This window comes from Paenibacillus turpanensis (assembly GCF_011421635.1).
Taxonomy (GTDB): domain Bacteria; phylum Bacillota; class Bacilli; order Paenibacillales; family YIM-B00363; genus Paenibacillus_AK; species Paenibacillus_AK turpanensis.
Genome location: NZ_WTLI01000028.1, coordinates 38,171 through 63,748 on the forward strand (window position 1 = coordinate 38,171; position 25,578 = coordinate 63,748).

The 25,578-nt window shown below is 47.5% G+C and carries 29 protein-coding genes and 1 pseudogene; 24 read left to right on the forward strand and 6 right to left on the reverse strand.

Going from position 1 to position 25,578, the window contains the following annotated elements:
• Positions 1–77 precede the first annotated feature (77 nt).
• The 5 genes from yycF to GQS10_RS20815 are packed head-to-tail and all read left to right on the forward strand — an operon-like array spanning position 78 to position 5,554.
• Positions 78–809 (forward strand): response regulator YycF, encoded by a 732-nt coding sequence (gene yycF, locus GQS10_RS20795; RefSeq protein WP_166245853.1) that lies wholly within the window; start codon positions 78–80, stop codon positions 807–809.
• A complete protein-coding gene (gene walK, locus GQS10_RS20800) occupies positions 810–2,669 on the forward strand; it encodes a cell wall metabolism sensor histidine kinase WalK (protein ID WP_166245855.1) in 1,860 nt (619 codons plus the stop codon). It begins immediately after the preceding gene.
• Positions 2,666–3,955: a YycH family regulatory protein gene (locus tag GQS10_RS20805; protein ID WP_166245857.1), complete on the forward strand. Its 1,290-nt coding sequence runs from the start codon at positions 2,666–2,668 to the stop codon at positions 3,953–3,955. The genes walK and GQS10_RS20805 overlap by 4 nt, the downstream gene beginning before the upstream one ends.
• Positions 3,956–3,998: 43 nt before the next feature.
• Positions 3,999–4,736, forward strand: a complete 738-nt coding sequence (gene yycI / locus GQS10_RS20810) for a two-component system regulatory protein YycI (protein ID WP_166245859.1) — start codon at positions 3,999–4,001, stop codon at positions 4,734–4,736.
• Between the two features lie 5 nt (positions 4,737–4,741).
• Positions 4,742–5,554 carry an MBL fold metallo-hydrolase gene (locus tag GQS10_RS20815; RefSeq protein WP_166245861.1) on the forward strand — a complete coding sequence of 271 codons (813 nt, stop codon included), beginning with the start codon at positions 4,742–4,744 and terminating at the stop codon, positions 5,552–5,554.
• Between the two features lie 376 nt (positions 5,555–5,930).
• Here GQS10_RS20815 and GQS10_RS20820 read toward each other — a convergent pair whose 3' ends face one another.
• Positions 5,931–6,137, reverse strand: a complete 207-nt coding sequence (locus GQS10_RS20820) for a hypothetical protein (RefSeq protein WP_166245863.1) — start codon at positions 6,135–6,137, stop codon at positions 5,931–5,933.
• 112 nt (positions 6,138–6,249) lie between these two features.
• Between GQS10_RS20820 and GQS10_RS20825 the strand changes: the two genes are divergently transcribed.
• From GQS10_RS20825 to rlmH, 3 genes are all read left to right on the forward strand, one after another.
• Positions 6,250–7,512 (forward strand): S1C family serine protease, encoded by a 1,263-nt coding sequence (locus GQS10_RS20825; RefSeq protein WP_166245865.1) that lies wholly within the window; start codon positions 6,250–6,252, stop codon positions 7,510–7,512.
• Between the two features lie 15 nt (positions 7,513–7,527).
• Positions 7,528–7,695, forward strand: coding sequence for a CxxH/CxxC protein (locus GQS10_RS20830; RefSeq protein WP_166245867.1), 168 nt, complete (start codon positions 7,528–7,530; stop codon positions 7,693–7,695).
• A 233-nt stretch (positions 7,696–7,928) separates the two neighbouring features.
• Entirely contained in the window at positions 7,929–8,408 is a 480-nt protein-coding gene (gene rlmH, locus GQS10_RS20835; RefSeq protein ID WP_166245869.1) for a 23S rRNA (pseudouridine(1915)-N(3))-methyltransferase RlmH, read from the forward strand.
• Between the two features lie 52 nt (positions 8,409–8,460).
• Here the strand turns inward: rlmH and GQS10_RS20840 are convergent, their stop codons facing one another.
• A complete protein-coding gene (locus GQS10_RS20840; protein ID WP_166245871.1) occupies positions 8,461–9,474 on the reverse strand; it encodes a restriction endonuclease in 1,014 nt (337 codons plus the stop codon).
• Between the two features lie 133 nt (positions 9,475–9,607).
• Here GQS10_RS20840 and GQS10_RS20845 point away from each other — a divergent pair, with 133 nt between their 5' ends.
• From GQS10_RS20845 to GQS10_RS20855, 3 genes are all read left to right on the forward strand, one after another.
• Complete coding sequence (locus tag GQS10_RS20845) at positions 9,608–9,799, forward strand: NYN domain-containing protein (protein WP_166245873.1); 192 nt, start codon at positions 9,608–9,610, stop codon at positions 9,797–9,799.
• A gap of 56 nt (positions 9,800–9,855) precedes the next feature.
• Positions 9,856–11,811, forward strand: coding sequence for an ATP-dependent nuclease (locus GQS10_RS20850; RefSeq protein ID WP_243735316.1), 1,956 nt, complete (start codon positions 9,856–9,858; stop codon positions 11,809–11,811).
• A 74-nt stretch (positions 11,812–11,885) separates the two neighbouring features.
• On the forward strand, positions 11,886–12,479 hold the full coding sequence (locus GQS10_RS20855; RefSeq protein WP_166245875.1) for a hypothetical protein: 594 nt from the start codon (positions 11,886–11,888) through the stop codon (positions 12,477–12,479).
• 134 nt (positions 12,480–12,613) lie between these two features.
• On the opposite strand, the gene GQS10_RS23585 is transcribed toward GQS10_RS20855, so the two are convergent.
• Positions 12,614–12,739 (reverse strand): hypothetical protein, encoded by a 126-nt coding sequence (locus GQS10_RS23585; protein WP_279538053.1) that lies wholly within the window; start codon positions 12,737–12,739, stop codon positions 12,614–12,616.
• 179 nt (positions 12,740–12,918) lie between these two features.
• Here GQS10_RS23585 and GQS10_RS20860 point away from each other — a divergent pair, with 179 nt between their 5' ends.
• The 7 genes from GQS10_RS20860 to GQS10_RS20885 all read left to right on the forward strand — a co-directional run bounded on the left by GQS10_RS20860 (position 12,919) and on the right by GQS10_RS20885 (position 17,374).
• On the forward strand, positions 12,919–14,076 hold the full coding sequence (locus GQS10_RS20860; protein ID WP_243735313.1) for a TIR domain-containing protein: 1,158 nt from the start codon (positions 12,919–12,921) through the stop codon (positions 14,074–14,076).
• Positions 14,069–14,197, forward strand: coding sequence for a hypothetical protein (locus tag GQS10_RS23590; protein WP_279538055.1), 129 nt, complete (start codon positions 14,069–14,071; stop codon positions 14,195–14,197). The genes GQS10_RS20860 and GQS10_RS23590 overlap by 8 nt, the downstream gene beginning before the upstream one ends.
• A 278-nt stretch (positions 14,198–14,475) precedes the next feature.
• On the forward strand, positions 14,476–14,781 hold the full coding sequence (locus tag GQS10_RS20865) for a DUF3888 domain-containing protein (RefSeq protein WP_243735317.1): 306 nt from the start codon (positions 14,476–14,478) through the stop codon (positions 14,779–14,781).
• Positions 14,782–15,005: 224 nt separating this feature from the next.
• Entirely contained in the window at positions 15,006–15,482 is a 477-nt protein-coding gene (locus GQS10_RS20870; protein ID WP_166245880.1) for a MarR family winged helix-turn-helix transcriptional regulator, read from the forward strand.
• 63 nt (positions 15,483–15,545) lie between these two features.
• Entirely contained in the window at positions 15,546–16,739 is a 1,194-nt protein-coding gene (locus GQS10_RS20875) for an ArsA family ATPase (protein WP_166245882.1), read from the forward strand.
• On the forward strand, positions 16,736–16,957 hold the full coding sequence (locus GQS10_RS20880) for a hypothetical protein (RefSeq protein ID WP_341805113.1): 222 nt from the start codon (positions 16,736–16,738) through the stop codon (positions 16,955–16,957). The genes GQS10_RS20875 and GQS10_RS20880 overlap by 4 nt, the downstream gene beginning before the upstream one ends.
• A 36-nt stretch (positions 16,958–16,993) precedes the next feature.
• Positions 16,994–17,374 (forward strand): DUF6463 family protein, encoded by a 381-nt coding sequence (locus GQS10_RS20885; protein ID WP_166245883.1) that lies wholly within the window; start codon positions 16,994–16,996, stop codon positions 17,372–17,374.
• A 92-nt stretch (positions 17,375–17,466) separates the two neighbouring features.
• Here GQS10_RS20885 and GQS10_RS20890 read toward each other — a convergent pair whose 3' ends face one another.
• Complete coding sequence (locus GQS10_RS20890; protein WP_207952372.1) at positions 17,467–18,030, reverse strand: TetR/AcrR family transcriptional regulator; 564 nt, start codon at positions 18,028–18,030, stop codon at positions 17,467–17,469.
• Positions 18,031–18,194: 164 nt separating this feature from the next.
• Here GQS10_RS20890 and GQS10_RS20895 point away from each other — a divergent pair, with 164 nt between their 5' ends.
• From GQS10_RS20895 to GQS10_RS23835, 3 genes and pseudogenes are all read left to right on the forward strand, one after another.
• Positions 18,195–19,127, forward strand: a complete 933-nt coding sequence (locus GQS10_RS20895) for an NADP-dependent oxidoreductase (protein ID WP_166245885.1) — start codon at positions 18,195–18,197, stop codon at positions 19,125–19,127.
• Positions 19,128–19,381: 254 nt separating this feature from the next.
• Positions 19,382–19,612, forward strand: a complete 231-nt coding sequence (locus GQS10_RS23350) for a hypothetical protein (protein ID WP_243735314.1) — start codon at positions 19,382–19,384, stop codon at positions 19,610–19,612.
• A 465-nt stretch (positions 19,613–20,077) separates the two neighbouring features.
• Positions 20,078–20,341, forward strand: a pseudogene (locus GQS10_RS23835) (MFS transporter); the annotation flags it as partial.
• Here the strand turns inward: GQS10_RS23835 and GQS10_RS20905 are convergent.
• Complete coding sequence (locus GQS10_RS20905; RefSeq protein ID WP_166245887.1) at positions 20,308–20,853, reverse strand: helix-turn-helix domain-containing protein; 546 nt, start codon at positions 20,851–20,853, stop codon at positions 20,308–20,310. The pseudogene GQS10_RS23835 and the gene GQS10_RS20905 overlap by 34 nt on opposite strands.
• A 203-nt stretch (positions 20,854–21,056) precedes the next feature.
• Here GQS10_RS20905 and GQS10_RS20910 point away from each other — a divergent pair, with 203 nt between their 5' ends.
• Together GQS10_RS20910 and GQS10_RS20915 are read left to right on the forward strand one after the other, a co-directional pair.
• Entirely contained in the window at positions 21,057–21,452 is a 396-nt protein-coding gene (locus GQS10_RS20910; RefSeq protein ID WP_166245889.1) for a DoxX family protein, read from the forward strand.
• 133 nt (positions 21,453–21,585) lie between these two features.
• The gene (locus GQS10_RS20915) at positions 21,586–22,449 is read left to right on the forward strand and encodes a VOC family protein (protein ID WP_166245891.1); all 864 of its coding nucleotides are present in this window, start codon (positions 21,586–21,588) and stop codon (positions 22,447–22,449) included.
• 456 nt (positions 22,450–22,905) lie between these two features.
• Here GQS10_RS20915 and GQS10_RS20920 read toward each other — a convergent pair whose 3' ends face one another.
• Positions 22,906–23,721: a MerR family transcriptional regulator gene (locus tag GQS10_RS20920; protein ID WP_166245893.1), complete on the reverse strand. Its 816-nt coding sequence runs from the start codon at positions 23,719–23,721 to the stop codon at positions 22,906–22,908.
• A gap of 105 nt (positions 23,722–23,826) precedes the next feature.
• Here GQS10_RS20920 and GQS10_RS20925 point away from each other — a divergent pair.
• Positions 23,827–25,578: carboxylesterase/lipase family protein (locus GQS10_RS20925; RefSeq protein ID WP_166245895.1), on the forward strand; the 1,752-nt coding region annotated here is incomplete at its 3' end.

Genomic DNA, 25,578 nt, shown 5'->3' on the forward strand with positions numbered 1-25,578 from the left:
CGCAGTGCGAAAGCGAAGCGGGATGCCTCTTTTTTTTGCATATGGTATGATAAGAGCACAAGGGTGGTGACGCATTCATGCCGGCTAAAATTATGGTTGTCGATGATGAGCAGCCGATTGCAGATATTTTAAAGTTTAATCTTGAAAAAGAAGGTTATGAAGTCGTGTGCGCGTTTGATGGAGGAACGGCGGTGGAGCTGGCCTTTCGGGAGCAGCCCGATTTGATCTTGCTCGATTTGATGCTGCCCGTGAAGGATGGCATGGATGTGTGCCGTGAGGTGCGTGCGAAAATGAACACTCCGATTATTATGCTGACCGCTAAAGATACAGAACTGGATAAAGTGCTTGGTCTTGAGCTCGGGGCGGACGATTATGTAACGAAGCCTTTCGGAACACGGGAGCTGCTGGCCAGGGTAAAGGCGATTTTACGCAGGCAAACCCGAACAGAGCAAGCGGACAGCAGCGCTTCCGCCTCGGGAGATACCCTACAGCAGGGCTTTCGCTTGTTTAACCTGCTGATCGACAGCGATATGTATATGCTGTACAAGAACGGCGAGCCGATCGATCTGACGCATCGCGAATTTGAACTGATTCAATATATGGCGAAAAATAACGGCAAGGTAATGACGCGGGAGCATCTGCTTCAGGCCGTATGGGGCTTTGAATATTTTGGCGATGTCCGTACGGTCGATGTGACGATAAGAAGGCTGCGGGAGAAGATCGAGGACGATCCGAGCAATCCGCAGTTCATTATTACCCGGCGAGGTCTGGGGTATATGATGCGCAGTCCCAAAACGGGAGGGCTGTAAATGCCGGGCAAGCATGTTCGTTTTTTGCAAACGATTCAAATGAAGTTAATTATTATTTACGTCTTATTGATCCTGATCGCTATGCAGCTGATCGGGGTTTATTTTATCCGCACACTCGAAGCCTCGTTTCTCAATAACTTCTCGTATACACTGAACCAAAAGGGTTATCTATTGGCCGGTTATGTTCGCTCCTATCTTGAGGATGCACAGGGGGCCGGGGCTGAAAAGGAAAAGAAGATTTACGATGATTTGAATATCGTCGTTCGTAATTTGCTGGAAATCGGCGAGGCGGAAGTGCAGGTCATGGACTCCAGCGGCAAGGTTGTCGGAGCGTCTGTGGCTGACCCCGAATCGATCATCGGGCAAAAGAATACGCAAACCGAAGTAACGCGGGCGCTGCAGGGAATTCGCGGGAACGAGCGGACGTTTATCGATAGCGACAAGAAGCGCAAGCGGATAATCGCGATGCCGGTACGCAGCGAAGGCAAGGTCATTGGGGCGATTTATATCGTGGCTTCGATGGAGGAGATGTTTGATACGATCAACCGGATCAAGCAAATTTTGCTGTCCGGTACGTTGATTGCGCTCGGGCTGACCGCTCTGCTTGGCGTGGTGCTCTCGAATACGATCGTCACCCCGATTAAGGAAATGACGAAGAAAGCGACGGCGATTGCCGAGGGTCGGATTTATCAGAAGGTAAACGTGCATTCCGGGGATGAGATCGGTCAGCTTGGCTTCGCGTTTAACTATATGTCGGAGCGGCTGAAGGAGGCTCTTTCCGCCAATGAGGAGGAGAAGGAGAAGCTCGCATCGATCCTCTCCAACATGAGCGACGGCGTGGTCGCCACCGATGATCAGGGCAAGGTGATTGTCATGAACCTGCGGGCGCGGGAAATGCTGCAGGTCCAGGGCAATGACTGGCTCGGCAAGGACATCGCCGATCTGCTTGGCCTGCCGAAGGAGTCCGTCGGCCAGCATGTGCTGGGGTCGGAAAATATAGCGGTTACCCGCCTTGAGCTCAGCGAAGAGGAGCAGCCGCTTGTCGTGCGCATTACGTTTAATGCGATTCACCGGCGCGGACGCGGCATTACGGGCACCATTGCGGTGCTGCAGGATATCACCGAGCAGGAGAAGCTGGAGCAGGCACGCAGGGAGTTTGTCGCGAACGTATCGCATGAGCTGCGGACGCCGTTGACGACGATTAAGTCGTATTTGGAGGCGCTGGATGACGGCGCGATGGATGATCCGGAGCTGGCGAAGCGGTTCCTGGGGGTAACGAAGGGCGAGGCGGAACGGATGATTCGGCTCGTCTCCGATTTGCTGCACCTGTCCAGGCTCGATTCCCGCCGGGCAGTGATGGCCAAGCAACCGATCGATTTGGCGGAAGTGCTGGAGGAGGTCTCGGATCGATTCTCGTTCCAGCTGCAGCAGCGTTCGATCGAGCTTGTGCTGGATGTGGCGCGAGGGCTGCCGAAGGCGCTGGTGGATCGCGATCAGATCGATCAGGTGCTGGACAATTTAATGTCCAACGCGATCAAATATACAGGGGATCAAGGGCGGATTTTGCTTGGCGCCCGTCCGCTGGAGAAGAGCTGGGTGGAGATCTCCGTTCAGGACAACGGAATTGGGATTCCGAAAAAGGATTTGTCGCGGATTTTCGAACGTTTTTATCGGGTGGACAAGGCACGTTCCCGGAATATGGGCGGTACAGGGCTGGGGCTCTCTATTGCCCGGGAAATCGTTAAGGCGCACGGAGGGGCGATCGGGATCGAATCCGAGGTGAATCAAGGCACGAAGGTGACCTTCACGCTGCCGATTCATGAACCGGATCGTGAGCAGAAAGGAGGCGGCGCCGCATGATTGAAAAGGCGAAAACGTATTTTCTTGTCTTTCTCGTGGCGGCGAGCCTGCTTCAAAGCTATGTGCTGATCGGCAATGTGCGGGATTTTGAGATTGCCTCGCCGCAGACGGAATATGTGGAGGCGGAGCTGACGGGGACGCAGCTGGAGCTGCAGGATTTGGTTTATCCGACACAGATGGTGCTGCATTTTGGCGATGCGAAGCATACCGTACTGAATCCGAATACGGTGTTTTACGAGATTATTCTGGAGAAGCTGCAGCAGCGCAACTTTGATTCGTTTGCCCGGCTGTCGGAGCAAAGTTTCACGTGGAACGAATTACGCGACAGCTACCAGGGGGTGGAGATCCGGTACAAGGACGGAATCTCCATTGAAATTTTACAGCGGCAGATGCTGCTGAAGGGTGAAGAGGCTGCCGCGATGGAGCCGATTAACCGCATCTGGATGCTGAATCGGCCGGGGCAGGAAACGGTGCGCACGCTGTTTATCAGCGACAGCACGGGGACGGTGTACGAGGCGAAAAAGGTGGATCTTACGCCGAAGGACGTGGAAGGCTTTGTCGGCCTTGGTACGTATTTAACGAAATATGGCACGGAAGACGGCGTAACGTATTTGGCGGAGGAGCCGCTTCCGATGGTCGGCTTCCGGTACGCCTACGAGGAAATGACGCAGGAGCAGCTGCAGCAAAGCCTGTTCGCCGATCCGGCGACGACGCGCAGCTTGATGGAGCGAGACGGCTCGCTCATTATTACGGACGGCAAGCGGGGGCTGCAGATGAAGCCGGGGCAAAAATGGATGGCCTTCACCGATCCGGCCGCCTCTTATGAGCAGAACAGCACGATTCGTGAAAATATGCTGGCCTCGGTGCAGTTTGTGAACCAGCACGGCGGCTGGAACGGCAAATATATCGCCTACCGCCTGCCGCAGCGCGCGGCGATCGGCGCGCAGGTGTTTGTGTTCCGGCAGTATGCCGGGACGTATCCGGGGGCGTTCCCGATTATATCGGAGCGCAGCGAGTTTTTTGGATATATCCGAGTGACGGTGCAAAACGGTGTGGTGACGGATTACGAGCGGTCGCTGATCCGCTTGAAGGATGAGCTGGAGAAGAGCGAGCATATGCTCCCGGGGGGCGAGGAGCTGCGGGAGATGGTGCAGAGGTACCGGAACCGGAACACGATTGTGACGGTGTTCCCGGCCTACCGGCCGATTGTAACGGAGGATTATGTGGAGCTGCGCCCGGGATGGGCGGTAGAGCTGTTTAACGGGACGTACGACTTCTTATCGTAGGATGAAGCGGAATGGAGAGCAGGGAAAAGGGCGGTGAACGAAGATGGACTGGAGTCGCGCCAAGACGGTGCTGATTCTCGCTTTTTTAGTGCTGAATGTGCTGTTGTCGTTTCAGCTTTGGACAAGCCGCAATGAGCTGGAGGCTTCTAAGGTGGGGGCGGGGGTTGCCGAGGTGCAGCAGCTGATGGAGAGCAAGGGCGTGAAGCTTGAAGCGGAGCTGCCGGAAGGGACGCCGATTTTGCGGGAGATCACGGTGGAGTTTGACGATTCTCTGCGATCCGTTGCCCGGGAAATGCTGAAGGACCCTGTCCGCGACGAAATCCGCATGGAGAACGGTGCCCTCTTGTCCGAGCGGATCGCACGGCAGTTGCCTATGGGAGAGAGCTATGTGCTGGACGTGAAGCAAAGCAAGAAGGATTACTACGTCTACAACCAAGCCTATCAAAAGTACCCGATGTTTGAGGTGCAGCTGGAGCTTTTTGCAGAGAAGGGGTTCATTACGCAGTACAGGCAGAGCCTGGTTGAGGTGGTGTCTCCGGCGCCGAGCGATCCGAAGGATCCGAGTATTTTGTCGTCGCTGACGGCGGTTGGCAGCTTGACGGAAAATTATTTGAGCACAGGTGCGGTCATTACCGATGTAAAGCTGGGGTACCATGGTCAATTGTATAATTCGGAAACACAGGTTTTGGCCCCGTTTTGGAGGATAATGCTGCAGAGCGGAGAACTGTATTATGTGCACGCGATTAACGGAGCAGTGGAGGTTCCACAGAAAGGGAAATAACAGAGATGGGCATACGTTTTACGATACTGGCCAGCGGTTCCACGGGCAATGCCACGGTCGTGCAGAGCACGGACGGCGAGCATACGCTGCTGGTGGATGCGGGCTTAAGCGCGAAGAAGATTGGTGAGCTGATGAAGGAACGCGGTGTGGATGCCGGCAGCCTGGACGGGGTGCTGGTGACGCATGAGCATGCGGATCATATAAAAGGGCTTGGCGCGGTGGCGCGCAAGTTTGATTTGCCGGTGTACGCCAACGAGAAGACGTGGGCGGAGCTGGAGCGGCATATCGGCGAGATTGCCGAGGAGAAGCGGAAGGTGCTGGAGCCGGGCGATGTGGTGGAGTTCGGCTCGCTGAAGGTGGAGTCGTACTCGATTTCCCACGACGCCGCTGATCCGGTCGGCTACTGCTTCCATGAGGAGCAGCAGAAGCTGGCTTTGGCGACGGATCTCGGCTACATGAGCCCGAAGGTGAAGGAAAAGCTGGTGGATGCCGACGTTATGGTGCTGGAGTCGAATCACGACGTGGAAATGCTGCGCATGGGAAAGTATCCTTGGAATATTAAAAGGCGCATCCTAAGCGACGTCGGGCATTTGTCCAACGATGCGGCGGGCGAGGCGTTGTCCGAGCTGCTGTCGGGCGGGACGAAGCGGGTATATTTGGCGCATTTGAGCCGTGATCATAATGTGATGGATTTAGCCAGGCTGACGGTGAATAATGTATTAGAGGAGCACGGCGTGTATTTGCAGGACCGGAAAACGCGGCTGATGGATACGTATTGGGATCGCGCGACCGAATGGGACGATATTGGCGAGCTCTAGGCGGGCGGCGGGCAGATCGGGTAAGGATTACAATAGGTGCAGCGCGGCTTCTTATGCACTGGCGCAGGCACGGGCCAAGAAGAAAAGGCAGACCGCTTGAATGTCTCAGCGAGCCTGCCTTGGGTAGGCGGTCGTTGCAGATTCAGTGTTTAATCACAGACTGAAGCGGGAGCGCCGATGGTTTTATTTTTAGAGCTTAGGATGAAAAGGCTTGTCTCGTTTATGTCAGGGTCGCTGATGCATCGGTTATACGGTAACTTTTTGGACACGGAATGGATTTCAGTAGAGGTTCTTGCTCGGGCGTGTTAGGATGGAGGAGAAGGCTGGGCGTTGGGTCTAGTTGGGCGCTCCATGATAACACGGGATCGTGCAGCGTTTACATGGTGGGAAGCTTCGCTTCCGAGGTATAACGGGCGAGCTCTCCGGCTTTCTCCTGGAGCTCCTGGGTGGTGATGACGCCTTTTTCAATGAGGAGGTCGACCAGGGCGCTTAACAGCAGCGTATTGTGGTAGTGGCTTGTTTTCAGATCGGCCAGCTTGCCAATCATATTGACTTCATCCATATGGGAACGAATTCGGCTCATGTCGCGTTCTCCTTTACTATGAAACTATTTTGGTAGTTTCTATTATTGTAGTCGTGAGAGGGACAAAACATTCCCGAGAACATAAAAAATTTTTCGGCGAGGGACGTAAAGGATGAGCTTGTTCGACGATGATTTCTACTCAACGAAGGTCGGAAAAGAACGCAGATGGGAGAAGGAGCGGGGCTGGAGCAGCGGCTCGCGGGGACCGTGGAGGTCTGGCGGGCGTATCGTTGGCAGGGTAGGAAGGCTGCCCTTTCCACGTTCGGTGATTGCTGCGGCCGGTGGCGCGGTGCTGACGCTGCTTGTGCTGCTGCCGCTTCTATACGGGAACGCAAAGGATGAAGGAACGCAGACGGCTGGGCAGGAGGCGCCGCGCAGCGAGGCAGGTGCGGCGGCACCGGTGGACAGTGTCGTGGTAGCGACGGAGAAGGTGAAGCCGGCTGTCGTGAGTGTGCTGGCGAACCGCGGGGATGCAGCGAGCAGAGAAGGCTTCCCGTCGGGGATCGGCTCGGGTGTGATATATGCGACGGACCGCAACAAGGTGCGGGTGGTGACGAACAACCACGTGGTGGAGCAGGCGGAGTCGGTGGAGGTTGTGCTGGCCGACGGCAGCTACAAGGAAGCGGTTGTGCTGGGGCGTGATGTGATGACCGATCTCGCGGTGCTTGAGATTAACGGCGAGGGTATCCGCACGTTAGCGGAGTTTGGCGATTCCTACCAGCTGCGCTCGGGCGAGACGGCGATTGCCATCGGCAACCCGCTGGGCCTCGGCTATTCGCTTACGGTGACGAAGGGCGTTATTTCCTCGCCGCACCGGGTCATTCCGATTTCGCTCGGAGCGGATGGGATTTATGACTGGGAGCTGGACGTTATTCAGACGGACGCTGCGATCAATCAGGGCAACAGCGGCGGCCCGCTGGTCGATATTCACGGCCGTGTCATTGGCATCAACAGTATGAAGGTGTCCGACATGGGCGTGGAGGGCGTAGGGTTCGCGCTTCCGATCAATTCGGTGAAGCCGGTGATCGAGGAGCTGGTGAAGTACGGCAAGGTGAAACGGCCGTATATTGGCGTCGCTTCGGTGGAGCTCGGCAGCTTTGCTGGAAAAGAAGGCGCGGATGTATTAAAACTTCCCGCTGATGTGAAAAATGGTATTATCGTGTTAGAGGCGAAGGGACCGGCCGAAGCCGCTGGACTTCGCACGCACGATATTATTACGGAATTGGACGGTCAGCCGATTGGCAGCACGCTGGAGCTTCGAAAATATTTGTACCACAAAAAGCATATTGGGGATAAAATTCGGGTCACCTACTTCCGGTCAGGCAAAAAGGATTCTGCCGTTGTCGTGCTCGGGGAAGCCCCGGACCCGAAATAACGGAGGCGGTTCAGCATGTATTGCGTATGCAAAGAGCATCTAGAGATTGCGATTGATGAGTTTGTCGATGAATATGAGGAGGCGCCGGATGTGGTGGACTTAGGGGAAACGCAGTTTTCCGCTTGGACGCCGCCGGAGCACTGCCAGGAATGTTTGAAAAAGGCACAGTTTCTTGTGGTGTGAGGGTTCTCCTCACGCCTTTTTTGTTGCATTGGGGTGGTGGAGGAGGTTGGTGTTGGTGTTGGTGTTGGGCATGCGGTTCATATGGTGGGATTGGTTACTTCTGCGTATGAATGATGATGCTGGCTGGCGCTGGCACGGTATGGGACTGGCTTGAAGCTACTCTTTTCTTTTATATAGATATTGTTTGATCTAGCTATGACTCTATTAAAAAAGTACCGGAGGTTCCTAGGTTCATGCATATTCAAATGGTAACGGTCGGAAAGCTGAAGGAGAAATATTTGGTTCAGGGCATCAATGAATATTTGAAAAGGCTCGGTCCTTACGCCAAAGTGACGATTACCGAGCTTGCGGACGAAAAAGCGCCGGAGGCGATGAGCGACGCCGAAGGCGAGCAGGTGAAGCAGCGCGAGGGGGAGCGCATTTTGGCGGCGATCAAGCCGGACGCCCACGTGATTGCCCTGTCGCTGACAGGGGAGATGTGGTCGTCGGAGGAGCTCGCCTCCAAGATTGATCGGCTGGGTACCTATGGGACCAGCCATATTGTTTTTGTCATCGGCGGCTCGCTTGGCCTGTCCGATGCCGTATTGCGCCGCGCGCAGTCGCAGCTCTGCTTCGGGCGCATGACGCTGCCCCACCAGCTGATGCGGCTGGTGCTGGTGGAGCAGGTGTACCGCGCGTTTCGGATTAACCGCGGTGAACCGTATCATAAGTGACGGCGGAAAATTATGGAGACAAAAGAAGCTGCGGCTGCGGGAACATGGTTTTTTACAAGCTCCAGATGCCGGTATCAGGTTTGCGCATCGCCGTAATCCAACTGCGTAGAGTTTCACGGTTTGCCTCGGCTACTGGATATGCCCGAGCAAAACATAATTTTTTTGATCCAGGCGAAAAGCTGCTTGTTGTCACTATCAATCCCTTTTCTGCTTGTTCATGTAGCACGTCAGCGTACAAGGCTTTTACGATAGTTTGCTCCACCAAATCTTTTTGTCTTTTACACTGAATAAGAATTGTTGGTGGCCCTGCAAGATTAGGATCGTGTGTCCAAACTCTAACATCGATACCGCCATCTGCTCTTCCAGGACCAATTTCTACGAAATAGCCTTGTCTTTCAAAAAATTCAGCTGTTAAACCTTCAAATTTCCGCCAGTGAATACTTCCTATCTTATCGAAGTTTGCTCTTAAATAATCGATATAGCGCTGATCCATAAAAGTTCCATATTGTGTTTCTAGACTCTCGCTCACAAATAAGCTTTTCAGTTCAGCTATATCCTTCCATTCAGTTTCTCGAATACTGGTCCAAGGACTCATGTGCAAGTGATTGTTCAACCCACCTATAAGCTCCATTATCATATTAAAGCCTTCTCCACCATGTTTCATTTTTGCTTTAAGAAGAACTGGCACTATTGCTTTATTCGGATCTTTACCTTCTCGAGCGGCTTCATTACATTTTTCCATCATGTTGATGAAGATTGGAAATACATCGTCTAACAGCTTTGATTTTTTTACATTATTCATGTACTTATTACGCAAGTGCATTGTAAACAACCCTGGGCTAGCCGATTCGACATTGCCAAGGAGTTGCAATAACTCTGCAATTAGTCCTTCAAATTCTTCTGGGTACAACCGTAGGTAATTTTCAGATGGCCCGAACCAAATTCTATGATAGTCCGTGGGAATAATCTCGTCGAACTCTGCCTTATTTAAACCTAAGCCGGACTTATAACCTATAAGCTCACCTGTTCTCGTTATTAATTCTCTACGACTTACACTAATAGCCATATCAAACCACTCCTTAGAATTTAAGTGCGAATAACATCAAATATCAGCTTCCTTCTTAATTAAAAGAAAATTGTACCATTGGGCGAAATAATACCATTGTTCCCGAAGTAACGGAAGAACTGAGTTTAGGAGCATGCATAAGTCAAATGATATCAAGTTCGGCCTTGATGGCGCACGGTTATCGAGTAAGGATATAGTAGAGAAGATAATACTTGTTACAGGTGATACCGATCTAGTCCCTTCAATGAAATTTGCTCGTGAAATTTTTTCATTGTTTCTGTTTGCACAGTTGGAGTCAGTTGCTGATAAAACAGAAGAACTTTAAGAAAGGTCTGAGTTTCTTGTTGAAGGCGATTCGATGTCAGTGATGTGTTCTTGGCGATGGGAACGTGTTTTGCTGGTCCTGTATATAGTTCTGTTTATATGTGGAACAACACTTCCAATGGTGCTATAATCCTATTAAATAAGTTAAATTTAACCATTGGGGTGAAGCGGATGCCACCTAAGAAGAAGGCTCAAGAGGCTACTGAAGACCTATTTTCATGGTTTGAAGCAAGTCGTCCAAAGCTTAGAAGAATGATTATTAAGAACTATCGTTGTATAGGCAGTAGCCCTGTAACAATAGATTTGGACGAAATCGTAGTTTTAGTTGGCTCAAACAATGCTGGCAAAAGCTCAATATTGAAAGCATATGAAGTAGTTATGAGCCATGGTTCTAATAAGGCACGACTCACTGAAGCTGATTTTCCAAATGGTATTGTTGACTCCGATAATCTTCCGGAAATTGAACTACATACTATTGTTAACGGGGATACCTCACCCGCAACTCGATGGGTTCAAAAAGACAATGAAAACGAGGAAGCACTGGTCAAAGAGCGCTGGATTTGGAGTTCTCCCAACACAGACCCTAAGCGTCAAGGTTTTGATGTTGAAAAAAATGAATGGGATAATCAAGTCCCTTGGGGAGCACCTAATGTTGCAAAGGAAAATAGACCCCAACCACATATGGTAGAAGCTTTTGCTCATCCTCTGGAGCAAGAGAAACAAATAATTGAACTACTGACTGCTATTGTTAAAGAGCGTGTTAAAGCAATACAGCAAACTTCTTCTGACGACGGGGAGGAAACAGAGTATGCTAGACTCCTTAATCAACTTTCTGGTATTCGGAAAAAAATACTGGATGAATCCAAGTCGGAGATAGAATCAATTGAGACAGAACTATCCGCAGCCATTTCGAGTATATTTCCAGGGTATGTAGTGAAATTTGATTCCAAAGCGGATGACAATATTGAAAACGATCTTTCTTTATTTAAAACATCGTCCAAATTACTAATGGGCCCTGAGCTTGGTTATCAAAGTGCTATTGATAAACAAGGGAGCGGGGCTAGGAGAACATTGTTGTGGTCTGCTCTTAGACTAATAGCTCAGGCTGAGACTGCTAAGAAATCAAAATCATCCCGTCCGCATGTTCTTTTATTAGACGAACCTGAATTGTGCCTTCATCCTAATGCCGTTAGAGAGGCCTGTAAGGTATTATATGATCTTCCTACCAAAAGTGACTGGCAAGTGATGGTTACTACGCATTCCCCATCATTTATTGATGTATCAAGAGATAACACAACTATCGTCAGAGTGGAGAGGGCTGGCAACGGCGAGATTTTAGGCACGACCGTTTTTCGTCCAGAAAAGGTAAAGCTTGATGACAACGACCGCGAACATCTCAAGCTATTAAATATGTTTGATCCGCATGTGGCTGAATTTTTCTTTGGCGGACATTCAATTATTGTTGAAGGTGACACTGAATATACAGCTTTTAAGTACATAATTTCAAAAAGGCCTGATCTTTACAAAAACGTGCATATTATAAGGGCACGAGGCAAGGCTACAATTGTATCACTTTGTAAGATATTAAATCATTTTGGCTCAGGTTATTCGGTGTTGCATGACAGTGACTTTCCTCGAACTAAGGATGGTAAAAGGAGAAACTCAGCGTGGGCACAGAATAATAATATTGTAGGAGTGGTTAATGAATCTGTAGCTCCAAGTAAAGTAAGAGTAGTTGCTTCATTACCGAATTTTGAAGGGGCATATTTTGGACAGGCTATTAAATCAGGCAAACCGTATAACGCATTAATTCAATTAAAGAAGAACGAGGAGCTATTCTCGGTTGTGGAAAGTCTCTTATCCAGTTTGTTAGATTTTACGAAAGATGTGCCAACAGGCGCGATTTGTTGGAATAAAGAAGACCAGTTGATTCCAGTAGTTGCAACACTGGCTGAAACGGCTGTGTATTATACAGGCGAGGATGACGAAGATGACGAGGATGGAACGGAATAAATTTACTTGAATGGACTGATTTTGTGAGAGAATCTCTGGGGAGATTTAGAAATAATGTTCTTCACTCGTATCAATTGCAACTGAAAGATTATTTAAAGCAAGTATTTAATATTGATGCTATTCAGGAAGAATGGTCTTCAATGAGGGATGAGTATGGCCTCTCGATTTATTCTCCAAGGTTAGATGTAGCAGTGGGTCCATTCGCAACTCATGAGCGCTTGGGATATGTATATGATGAGATGTTAAGAATCCCCCAAGTTGAAGAGTTTATGAGGAAGTTGGTTGAATATAATCGAACCAATTTAGAGAGATATGGAGACGGCTTTGTTGTACCTGGACATTATGAAGATATTCTGTATATGAATCATAATGCAAGATGTTTTATGGCAATTGAAATTGAGCATTTGGTAAGTAGAAAGCATCTAATGGGTGGTGCTATTAATGCCTCAGCTCTTGGAAGATTTGGGGTAGTCATTCCGTGGTCGGACGAAAAAATGAGGGCATTTGTTAAACTAGTCCGATACCTTCATTATCTTCGCTACGCTGAGAAGAATACATTTGATACTTCAAATCTATTAATAGTATCAAGAGAGCAAATGGATATAGCTTTAGTGGAAGTATTAAGGGAAAGAAATCTGACGCAGCTCAATGAGGAAGTTGGTTCGTAAGTATTGAATTCACTGATTAGGGAAGTGCCTTTGATACATGCTGTAAGCTTGCTTATCTTTGTTCAAACCCTCAGACGGTACGCTCCACCAAGCACCACAAGGGAGAACTTCCATGACAGGCGTTCTCCTTTTCGTTACGTATGTTCCTCCATCGCTTCCCTCGCCAACTGCTGCGCATAAGCTTCACTCAAGCCGATGGATTCGTAATACTCCCGCGTCACCGTTTCCATAAGTTCGATCACATCATAATGCTGCTCCACCGGTACGAACTGTAAAATCGCTATCGGGAATAGGTCTGCCAATATGCAAATTATCAGCCCGTAAAGTTAAGGAAGTTGAAGCTATAAAAGCTATACCTACAACAGAGCCTAGAGGCATTATTATTATTGATGATTTTCATCGTTTAGACGCCGAGACAAAAAACGCAATCGCAGATTATATGAAGACCTTAGCCGACGAAGAGTCAACCGAAACAAAGATTGTGATAGTTGGAATTAACAAAGCCGGGGATTCGCTTGTTAAATTCGCGCGTGATTTAAATAACCGAATTGACACAATTAGATTTGAGTCCAATCCTGTAGAGAAAGTTCTTGAGCTTATTGAAAACGGAGAACGTGTACTTAATATCACAATTAACACAAAGCAGGAAATAGCAAATGAAGCCCAAGGAAGCTTTCACATAGCACAAATGCTATCAAAAGAAATATGTATCCACGGTGATGTGCTCGAAGCGCAAGAAGAACATACAGTTGTGACGACGAGTTTTGAAGTTATCAAAGAAAAGGTTTTTGATGATCTGGGTCGCGCATTTTATGAAACAGCAAGAGCCTTTGCGACAGGACCAAAGCTTAGAAAAGATGGTAGAGCCCCATACTTGCATATTCTATACTGGCTTGCAATAAGTAATGAATGGGCTCTTGATCTAATTGAAGCAGTAAGAAAGTATCCTAAACATAGAAGCAGTGTAATTACAGTAATGGAAAAAGGTTATCTTGAGGGTTTTTTAAATGGAGACCACGCAGAACTCTTTGCAGAATGTATACATTATGAACCTAACACTCATGTCATCAGTGTAGAGGATCCTAAATTCGTATACTACATCAGGAATATTCAGTGGAAGAAGTTTGTCTTACAAGTCGGCTACAAGACAATTAACTTTAAATCCAGCTATGATTATGCACTTTCATTTGCTGGAAGTGACAGGGATGTCGCCGAAGCTCTCTTCAGTAATTTGGTAGAAGAAGAGGTGTCGGTATTTTACGACAAAAACGAACAACATAGAATACTCGCGGAGAACGTTGAGGAATATCTTAGCCCAATTTATCGAAGTGAAGCGCAGTTTGTGGTAGTCCTATTAGGTCCTGATTACCCAAAAAGAATCTGGACGCGATTTGAATCAGAACAATTTAAAGATAGGTTTGGGGATGCAAGTGTAATTCCTATCTGGTTCGATAATGCACCGACGGGCCTTTTTGATGAAACTACAAAAATCGGTGGATTTCATTTTTATAGAACAGGGGATTTTGAATTGCAAATAAACGAAATAGTTAAGGCATTAGTCAAAAAGATTGCAGAGGTAAGGTCAGAAGATGAATAAAGTGGGTGCGGCTGCCAAGACGGCAGCCGTTTATTTTATAAAACTTGCCGTCCCAGACAGCGCGGTGAGCCGTACCACAAATAAGGGCAAGTTTTTACCGGAAGGTGCTGAAACGGATTAGGCTTTCTGGGTGTGACTCCGCAGATAGCATTGCAACCACTCACGTTCATGCTCATCCGGTTGCATGCTCCCAAAAAGCGCCTAAATTAACCGTTACAACCTCGGCAACCTCCGACTATGAGTAGAATCTGACCGATACGATGAGCAGAGAAGGGAAAGCATCTTATGAAGAGACTGGTTACAGCCTGCATTGTAAGCATAACTCTTATGATGCCACAGAGTATTGCTAATTCAGAACCGACACAAGATTCACCACAGCTTAGAACCGAAGACATGCTTATGCTTTTTCTAAGTAACAATATCTATGAAGTGGTTAGAGACTATTATTATCCCCGCATTCTAAAGCTAAAGCCCGAAATCAAGCCGTGGCACATATCAGTTATTGACAGTGAGAGGTTGAATGGATTTCGGGGTTTTATATTCCAGATGACAATAGAGGTTGAACCCAGTCTAGGACACGGTGTTCCTGTAGGGAAAGACCGCATTACTTACCAAATATCTGTCGGACCTTCGGAAAAGTTGGTGAACCATACCCACTTAGCCACGTACAAACTGCCTGAGGATTTACAGGAATGGATGCAATAGCATGCTTGAAAGTAAGTTCTCCTAAAAACCCACTCCATAGTCAGGAGTGGGTTCATCTTTATATACTGATGTAAACGTTGTGGTCAAACTTCGCTTTGTGCTTAGGTATATTGCGGTGAGCCGTATCACAAATGAAGGTATGTAAGATCATTGACATTACTACGAATTCGTATTAAGATGAATTCAGAAATACTACGTATTCGTATTAAAAAGGAGTTGCCGGTATGCAGCAGCTATATGACCTCTTCCTTAAGACCGGCTTACGTCCGTTCGCTTTTATGACTGATACTCTGCATTTGGAACAAAAGGTAACCCGTTCAGATTTAACCACGCTATTGATTTTGCTCTTTCGGGGAGACCAAACAATGTCGGAGCTTGCTTCCGAGATGGGGGCGCCTCTAAGCTCAATGACCAGCATTGCTGCACGGCTTGAACGCAAAGGATTCATCGCACGGGCTATATCAGCGCAAGACCAACGGGTGAGGCTCGTCACGCTCACGCAAGAAGGCCGACGGTTGGCTAAGGAATGGGAGCACCTTATGCATGAGATGCTCGGAAGGCTGGAAGAGGCTTTTACCCCCGAGGAATTAGATGAATTTACGAGGCTCCTGCTCAAGGCAGCCAAGGTATTCCAGGGTGAGGAGCCCGCAAGGCAATATGAAGCGAAGAACCAAGCAAGAAAAATTGATATTGAGGATTGACCGGTATTTACCGGTTTTTTTACAAGCAAATACTACGAAATCGTACTAAAAGGAGCGGGTGGCATGAGGATTATTATCTACACGGGTAAGGGCGGAGTTGGCAAAACAAGTATTGCTGCTGCAACTGCAGTCAAATTGGCACGGCAGGGGAAGCGAACGCTGATCCTCAGCACGGACGCAGCACATAGCTTGGCGGATTCGTTGGCGGTACCTATTGGACCCGAACCGGTACTGATAAGCGATAACCTATGGGGCCAGGAAGTAAACAGCCTGAGGGAGACGGAGAAAAATTGGGGAGCTGTGCAGGGGTGGTTATCGGCGATGCTCGATAAAGCCCAGCTTAAGGATATTACGACGGAGGAAATGCTGGTATTCCCTGGAATGGAGGAGCTGTTTAGCTTATTGCAAATCAAGAGGCATGCCCAAAGCGGAGAATACGACGTGCTTGTCGTTGATTGCGCTCCGACCGGAGAGACCCTGCGCCTGCTTAGTTATCCCAATGTATTGAATTGGTGGTTAGAGAAGATATTTCCCTATGAGCGCAAGTTGGTTAAGTTCGTCCGGCCTGTAGCGAAAGTAGTTAACAGTATTGAGCTCCCTTCCGACCATGTTTTGGACAGCATCGAACGTTTTGTAAGGGATTTGAGCGATATGCAGAGAATTGTCTTAGACCCCGAGACCACATCCATCCGAATTGTACTGAATCCCGAGAAGATGGTGCTTGCTGAGGCAAAGCGCTCTTTCACTTATCTGAATCTGTTTGGGTTCAATACGGATGCGGTCATTGTGAACCGGGTACTACCGGATGAAGTGGGGGAGGGTTTTTTTGCGAATTGGCGGAGCCTTCATAAGAAATATGAGGAGGAGGTTTCGGTAAACTTCCACCCTCTGCCGATCTTAAAGGCTCCCTTAATGCGGAGGGAGGTGGTCGGAATACAGGTTCTTGAGGAGCTGGCGGATATCGTGTTTAAGGACCTTGATCCCTCCGGGATGTTGTACCGCGGCAGAACGGAGACGATCCGGGAAGAGGGCGAAGAGATACTGCTGGAGCTCCGAATTCCTTTTGTGGATAAGGCTGATCTGGATTTAACGCAGATGGGAGACGAATTAACTGTGAATGCGGGTGCGTACAAACGCAAGGTAATTCTGCCGAGACTATTAATGGGACGGCAGGTTAGGGGCGCGAAGTATGTAGAGGATCGGTTAATCATCCGTTTCGGTAATCGGGATATACAAGAAAAGGGGCGAGGAACGTGAGAAAGAGCGGTCTTGGGTTGGAGTGGGCCCGGGAGGGTCTGAGCTTTGCGGAGCGGTTCCTAGGACAACTAGAGCAAAATCAACCAGAAAAGCATGTAAGGAACGCGATGAAGGAATGGCTGCTGGCGTCGCGAGCTGTAATTGATAGTATGATCGATACGATGGAGGAGGAATCAGGACCTCCCGCCGCCCGTAAGATCAGCATTTCGAGTGAGTAACCGATTGCGGACAAATGAATAAGGGGTGAACACGTTATGGCAGTAAGGAAAATAAAGCAACAGGTCGGGGTACTGCTCATGCTGACCGGACTGCTTCATTCAGGAGTCGGACTGACCATTTATATGAAGCATTTATTACCAATCTTCTCTGAAGGCGTATGGGACACCGTTCAGGAGGGCGATTGGGAGCTGGGAACCTCGTTCTGGTTTATGATGTTTGGTTTTCTGTTGATCCTGCTCGGATATTTAACGGATTGGATGATCAAAAAAGGAAAAATTTCGCCACCCGCCGCTTTCGGATGGATGCTGTTTCTGTTATGTGTGATTGGAGCAGTCACTATGCCGATTTCGGGCTTTTGGTTAGGCCTGCCTCAGGCCTGGATCCTCACAAGGAAGGATATATTGGCGGGAGGGTAGATGGTGAGGCATATTGGAGAAGGCGCCTAATTGGTGCCTTTTTTGCCGTTAGACCGTTACGGTGAACCGTACCATAAATGACGCAAATTCACTTATTTGTGGATTTGATTCCTTTCCAACAGGGCCCACAATTCTCGAGCCAGTTCGCTCGCAGGGACAGGCATTTTGTTATAGATCCACCACTCTACAATGCCAACAATCGCTGATGCCATGAATTGAACTAGGATTTCCTTATTTAGCCCTTTATTGATGTCGTCCATATTCAACTGGTCACGAATGCCTTCCACCATTAATTGGTGCATACGATCCCGAAAGGAAGGCATCCCCTTACTGTTCAACATGCAAGAATAGAATAGGAAATGCTCTTCAAAATACTCTGTGGTCGAGAGAAGTGACTCGAAAGTAGGGACATGCGTCTGATCATGCCCTTGTGCTGCACAGACCCGCAGTAACTCATTAAATTGTTCCTCGATGCACTTGTCTAACAGATCAAACTTATCCAAGTAATGCAAATAGAACGTGCCTCGATTTAGGTTGGCCCTTTCCGATATGAGCTGAACTGTAATACTCTCAAAGTCTTTTTGAGCCATGAGCTCAAAGAAGGCTTTTTTTATGGCTTCTCGCGTTTTTAAGATTCTGCGATCCACGGATCCCATTGCTACCCCCTCAAGAATGCACATTTATCGCAACTGTGTTGATTAATGAACAGTCGCAGAATTATTAACGATTGTAGATCTCTGGGATACGATCTACAATTTTAATTGTACTGAACGAATGCTGGTAAATCAACAGATGTTAAATAACGAAAGGGGTACAATAAATGAGGGCAATAGCGATCCACGAATATGGATATCCAGACGTACTGGTAGAACAGGAAGTGTCTGTACCAACATGTAACGACAATCAGGTTATCGTTGAGCTGCATGCCGGTTCCGTAAATCCTGTCGATAGTAACATTCGGGCAGGTCGAGTACAGGAGGTTTTCCCGGTACATACATTTCCGCATGTTCTAGGACTGGACCTTGCAGGCATAGTTAGGGAAGTGGGAGTCAGTGTAAAACACTTCAAGAAAGGGGATAGGGTGTTCGGTTTGGGGAGTTCAGGGACTTATGCCGAATACGCGGTTGCTGAAGAGGACCAAATCGCAAAACTGTCTTCTAATCATACATTCATTGAAGCGGGGGCATTGCCTGCCGTTGCCCTCACAGCTTGGCATTCATTGTTCCGTTATGGGGAGTTAAAGGTAGGCGAACGCGTACTCATCCATGGAGGGGCAGGCGGTGTGGGGCATGTAGCGATTCAAATGGCCAAGTTAACAGGCGCCCATGTTATCGCAACAGCAAGCTCGTGGAATCATGAGTTTATTCGTCAATTAGGTGCAGATGAGGTAATCGATTACGCCAACACTGATTTCTCTGAAGAAGTTAGAGACGTGGATATGGTTCTTGATTTCGTTGTTGGACTTGAACAGGAGAAAAATTGTAGGGTGCTGAAGAAAGGTGGCAGGGTGGTTTCAATTGTAACTCCATCCATTGCGGATATTGTTGGAGCATACGGTGTGGACGGTAAGTTTGTAGTTGTCGACCCGAAACGTGATGAATTAGAGTTGATTGATCGGTGGGTACAGGAGCAAAAGCTAAAAGTACACATAAACGAGATCTTCCATTTGGATGAGTCAGCTTTGCGCAAGGCGCATCGTCAAATTGAGACCAAGCATATCAGGGGGAAATTGGTAATCCAAATTCGGAACTAAGGCGAAAGGGCCGTCCCGTGAAGGGGTGGCCTTGAATCTTTCAAGCGGCTATCTTAATGTCTGGAATCAATGGTCGCTCAGTGAGGTTTAGTAAATTATTTTTAGTATGCTGATGTTCATGCCGCTTCGATCTTTTATGCCACTGCTGGTAATGAGAACCGGCGGTTTACGCCAGTGCTTTTGATTTCACTGAAGGATTGTGCTATGCATTCCCGAAATAAGCTTACAGGGAAGTCCTTTAGGGGAATTTTTACATGTTCAATGGCAGAAAGGCGACCAGCTGCGCATTGAAGGAATATGAGCTTGCGTATACCAAATTCGAAAGGGTACGAGCAGCTGATTTATCGCTTCGTCGGCACGGTAAAGGGAGACCATTGGTCGTACAGCGCAAAACATTCGACAAGCACTTCTACACTTCACTAATCGACGGCGTCCTACTTCCTGCCCTCAAAAATCCGTTACCGTCTCCAAATGAAAAGGAATAAGGAAGATGACCTTTTGCTTGTGGAAAGGAAATCCTCCCACGAATTAGTTATGATGAAAGGGCATCCCGCAAAAGGATGCCCTAAAACTGCCGTTACAGACAGTGCGGTGAACCGTACCATAAATGACGCAAACATATTATGGCGATAGATGCAAATAGTGATTTGAACCTCCTAGGGGAACGATACACTGCATCATGACGTGGAAACATAGACGCATGCCACATTGGGGCAGGCAGACAGGTGGGAGGACAGCTATCCGGTGAAGGACGATTCGTTCTGCTATAATGGTTTTAAGTGAAGTGTGAAGTGAAGGCATAGTAACAAGAGTACGTAATATGGTTAAATGTTGCTTTAGTATGTGTCTTACACAGACAAGTCATCGTATAACGAAACCAATTTTCTTCCATAGTTTAGAGGGCGGAAACAATCCGCAATCAGCAAGAAAAATAAACCGACATGTGCAAAATATTTCCGGCTCTTCAAACCTGGTGTATGAACGCAGTAGGGGAACACGAACACGAGGACGCGATGGCTTCTTTTTTCAACTCTTTTGATCTAGGGATCGGCGGGGGTTCATTTTTACTAGGGATCATTGCTGCCGCTACAACCTATCAAACCGTCTATTTGATCGCATCCATTGTGTTCACGGGATGTTTGGTCCTCTATGTCGGACGATTATGGGCGAAGAAAACATCCTATAAGAGATCGTCTAATTTCGTATCAGAATAAATGGCAATCAGGATGACGGCTTTCGTGTCTCCGATATTTTTAACCATATGCGGAACACTGGCATTCCAACTGAAGGAGTCCCCTGCTTCCACAATAAAGGAGTCCTCTCCCTGTTCGGCTAGCACTTTTCCCTCCAGCACGAAGTGGCATTCTTCCCCTTCATGAGCATGAGGTTCCTCTTCTCCAATGGATGCTCCGGGCGAGGATTCAACGATCATCATGCGCAATCGCCCCTTGGCGGTAAGATGCTCGAGGGTAAAATTTTTAAACGTCGAGGTTCTTCTCGTATCTTTGCGAACGACATGCATGTGCTGGTTTTTTTCCAATAATAAGTACGGCAACGGCACGTTCAGAAATTCTGCGATCGTTTGCAGAGTATGAATTGATGGGGACGTATTGTTGTTTTCGACATTGCTGATAAATCCTTTGGATAGTCCTGTGCCTTCGCACATTTGCGAGATCGTTAGTTTCTTTCGATTACGAATGGCGCGGATTTTAGAACCGATGTCCAATGTGCTCACCCCGATTAGATCGTAAACTTGTATAACCCATAGTAACAAAGTCGTTGACAGACAACAAGTCTGGTGTTACCCTACAAGAAATAAAGTTTTGTATTAGGAAACAAATTAATGCGCGCATTATTTTTTTTGTTTTGTTGTTTTCTAATATGAGTATTTTATTCCTATATAAAATATTTTAAGGAGGAGTAACAAGAATGGCAAACAAAGAAACGTTAGGCGCACTGCTTTTACGCATCGTCACAGGCATTATCTTTATCGGTCATGGCATGTCCAAGTTTCAAGGAGGTATTGAGAATATAGTCGGGTGGTTCGACAGCATCGGGCTGCCGGGATTTTTAGCTTATATTGTTGCTATTATTGAACTCGTCGGCGGGATTGCGTTGGTACTTGGATTAGGAACTCGTATTGTGGGAGCGTTGTTTATTTTACTGCTGGGGGGCGCGATCATCAAGGTTCAACTCTCTCAAGGATTTATCGGCGGTTACGCGTACGATCTTGCACTGCTCGCGATCTCCGCTTATTTTGTACTAAACGGAAGCAAGCAGTATTCATTGGATCAGTATTTATTCAATGGCAAAAGCAAACAATAGAGTGTCAATGAGATAGAGGTATCGAACCGAAATAATGAAACGTAAAAAGATCATCTGGGTTATCATTGTTCTGGCAATTGCAGGAGCGGTCACTACGTTATTCAGTATAGAAAATGAAGGTAGGGATGAGGTCATGAATACGACCGTATATACGGAGGCTTTGGAACCGAGAATCGGGTATTTGGAGCTGCAGGTTTCCGATTTGGCGAAGTCCCTGTCCTTTTACCAGGAATTTATTGGCTTTTCCTTGCTGGAGCGGGAAGGGAACACGGCCAAATTGACGACGGACGGCGCCACCCCGCAGCTCGTGCTTACAGAAGAGGAAGCTTTTGTTCCGCGGCCTAACAGAACGACCGGGTTATATCACTACGCGGTTCTGGTTCCAACAAGACAAGATCTGGCATTGTGGTTTAGGCATGCAGTGCAGGAAGGTTACCCCTTGCAGGGGGCGTCGGATCATCAATACAGCGAAGCTATCTACTTAGCCGATCCTGATGGTAACGGAATCGAGGTGTATGCCGATCGAGATCCCAACCAATGGGAAAGGGATGGAAGGGGAGGATATATCGGAGGTACTGCCCCGCTAGACCTTCAGAATTTATTGGCGGAGATAAAGGAGAAGGAATGGAGCGGGTTACCGAGCGGGACAAGGATCGGGCATATGCACTTACAGGTTACTAGCATAGCTGAATCGGAAAAATTTTATATCGATGCTCTTGGATTTGACATCTTGGCCAAGGACACGCACATGCTGTTCGTATCGAAAGATGCATACCATCATCACATCGGGATGAATACTTGGGAGGGCCAAGGGCTGCCCCAACCTCCTGAGCATGCGTTAGGATTAAAGCAGTTTACGATTCATTTTACAGAAGAAGAGTTCTTGCACGCCACATCTCAGCTGGACCAGCTCGGATATGTGTATCGGGAGAACAATCAGCAGATTGAAGTAACGGACCCTTCCGGAAATAAGTTAAGAATTGTAGCGAAGAAGTAAAAAAAAGGTCGTTCAGTTATCCTCTGAACGGCCGTTTTTGTTCGTACCATTAACCACCCTTTCGAATACGTATACAATCATTGGCTGGGGATCAAGACGTCGACTCAAAGATAACACCGAATAAGTTGGCCTTAATTCCTGCGTTAGACCCGTTACGGTGAACCGTATCATAAGTGAGGCGAACTTTTGGTATGATGAGCATGAAAAGCAATGTGTACGTTAAACTAAAAGCTAGAAGTTAGTGAGAACGTAGCCCAAGCGAATGCGTGGGAGCGTTCTTCTTTAATGTTGAGCTAAGGGGGAGGTTAACGTGGAAAAACAAAAAGAGCCCAACATTACTGAAGAGCTCTTACAGTGGACTCACTGAATAAAAACTTGAAGGTCTTCACTCAGTCGGATTCTTGTGAGGTGTTGCAGATAGGTTGGTTTGGGAAGTGCGCTAACGGGCAATTCGTTTTATTGGACCACCGCGATCATGATCTTTGTAATGTATTGGTTTGAATTATCGGACGTAAAGTCATCAATGACATTCTCCTCATAAGCGTAACCAGTTAATCTCAAATCATGTGATTGAACGTACTCCATAATATGCGAGTAAGCCTGGGGGATCGAATCCCAATCTCCTTTCCAATACATCTGTAGATAAAAGCCTTTCGGTTTTATAAATACATTGTCGTAATTAATGCCCTCGGACACTTTTAGGAAAAAATGACTATACACGTTGAACCGCCCCTTCTTCACATCCTCATCGGAAATCATGCTCCCGTACGAATGACAAAACAGATGCCTTTCATGGAGTTGCTGAAGAGAATCGGACATTACAGATACGACCGTTTCATCTGTATCATCGCTTAGCTTTGGACTGATGATGTAGTGTTCAACCTCGTATTCCTCAACGGAAATGTGCCCTACAACAGCGTTCAACGTTGACTCAATGGTAGCAGATTTTCGGCTTAGGAGGGATCGTACTTGCTTAAGTTGGTTGATTTTCAGTAAGGCTTCATTTTCTTTGGCTTTCAATACTATCAGCAGTTTCTCAGGAGACCGCTCAGACATGTACGCCATGATCTCGGAAATCGGCATGTCCAGTCCACGAAGTGAAAGAATAGTTTCAAGCGTGGTGCACTGCGCATATGTGTAATAGCGATATCCATTGGAGTTTTTAACAGCTGGGGAGAACAGCCCAATCTCGTCATAATACATCAACGTGCGCTTATTAATCTTATGGATGTTTGCCATTTGTCCTGTGGAAAGCAATAATTGTTCCTCCACGGTTTATCCCCTCTCCATTGAAAAAAGACATTGACTATACAGTTACTGTATAGCCTATTGTAAGGTGTAGCTTAAGGCAAATCAATGTTCTTGGGGGAGACACTTATGAAGAGGATCATGATCGTTTTATTTTGTTGCTTGTTCTTGCTCACCAGTTGCTCAAGCTCGTCGATAACAACAGAAACAGAAACAGCAATGAAACAAATGTATGGCGAGAACAAGGAACTAACAGGTGATTACAACAAGAAATCAGCCGTCGTAACAAACAATGGAACATACGTTGGGAAAGAAGAGAAGAGAGTCGTATCGTATAAGGGCATTCCGTATGCTAAACCACCGGTCGGCAAGTTAAGATGGAAACCGCCAGTTGAAGTCGATAAGTCGAACAAGGTGTTCGAAGCGTACTATTTCGGAAAATCGGGCATCCAGACAAAAACGGAAACGGAGCGCGCGTCTTACTATGAGCAAGGGGAAGACAATCTTTCCCTAAACATCTGGACGAGTTCGGACTCCACTTCCCCTTTGAAGCCAGTTATGGTTTACATTCATGGGGGATCGTACGGCTGGGGCGGGACCTCCGACCCGATGTATGATGGGCATAACTTTGTTGAAGCACACCCAGATGTGATTCTCGTAACGATCAATTATCGAATCGGTATGATGGGTTTTATTGATTTTTCAATCGTCCCTGGGGGAGAACATTACTCCGACAGTCGCAACCTAGGAATATTGGATCAAATTATGGCATTAAAGTGGATCCAACAAAACATCACCAATTTCGGTGGAAACGCGAGTAATGTGACGATATTTGGAGAGTCAGCAGGCGGCGGAAGTGTATCTGTTCTTATGTCCACTCCGGCAGCAAAAGGGCTCTTCTCAAGAGCCATTGCGCAAAGTGGTTCAATCGCTTTGACCTATGGTGAAGGTGAATGCCTGAACCTGACGCAGATGCTGATGCAAAAATCAGGCGCCTCCACAATGGACGACTTGCTGGCGTTGAGCGAGGAGAAACTTACAGAATTCAACAAAAACCTGAACGAATACAATTGCTTCCCAACAAGAGATGGAAAGCTTATACCCAATGATTTATACAAGGCTTACGAACAAGGAGCGGGCCACGACGTTGATCTGTTAATCGGGACAAATGCGGATGAAGCGAGATACTGGGTTGGAGAGATCGGCGGGCTGTTCAAATACAAACTCATGCTCCCGATCTTGTATCAAAATAACGTTACCCAAATATCAAAAGAGGATAAGAAATATGTTAATGCGTTTATGAATATGCAAGATGATCAACCAATTTGGAAGATGACCGAATTTTATAACGAGGTAATGTTCCGAGTCCCTGCCATATTACAAGCTCAGTATCATGCTAATAACAGCGGAAACACCTACATGTATTATTGGACTTATCCGTCCGCGATCAAAGACTATGGGGCGGCTCATGCAGTTGAGCTTGCCTATGTATTTAACAACCTAGACCAAACACTCTATAACGGAAATAACATCAACAAAGAACTGGCATCTACCGTCCAAGAAATGTGGGTCAATTTCGCAAAGACGGGGAATCCGAGCACATCGACGCTGAAATGGCCGCAATATAACCAAGTAACTAGAACCACTATGGTACTCGGAAGCAAATCGCACGTTGAAGATGACGTTCTAGGTGAACAGCGAAAAATGATCGAGCCGCTGATGAAATATCACTTTAACGGTAGGTATTCCGAATTGTCCTTATGGGTGCCTCATGTTTATAAACTTGTTGGGGTTGCCGCGACGATATTCGTGTCCCTGCTTATAATTACGATCTTCTTCGTAAAACGGATAAGGAGACTTAACGCACTTAAACAAAAGGCA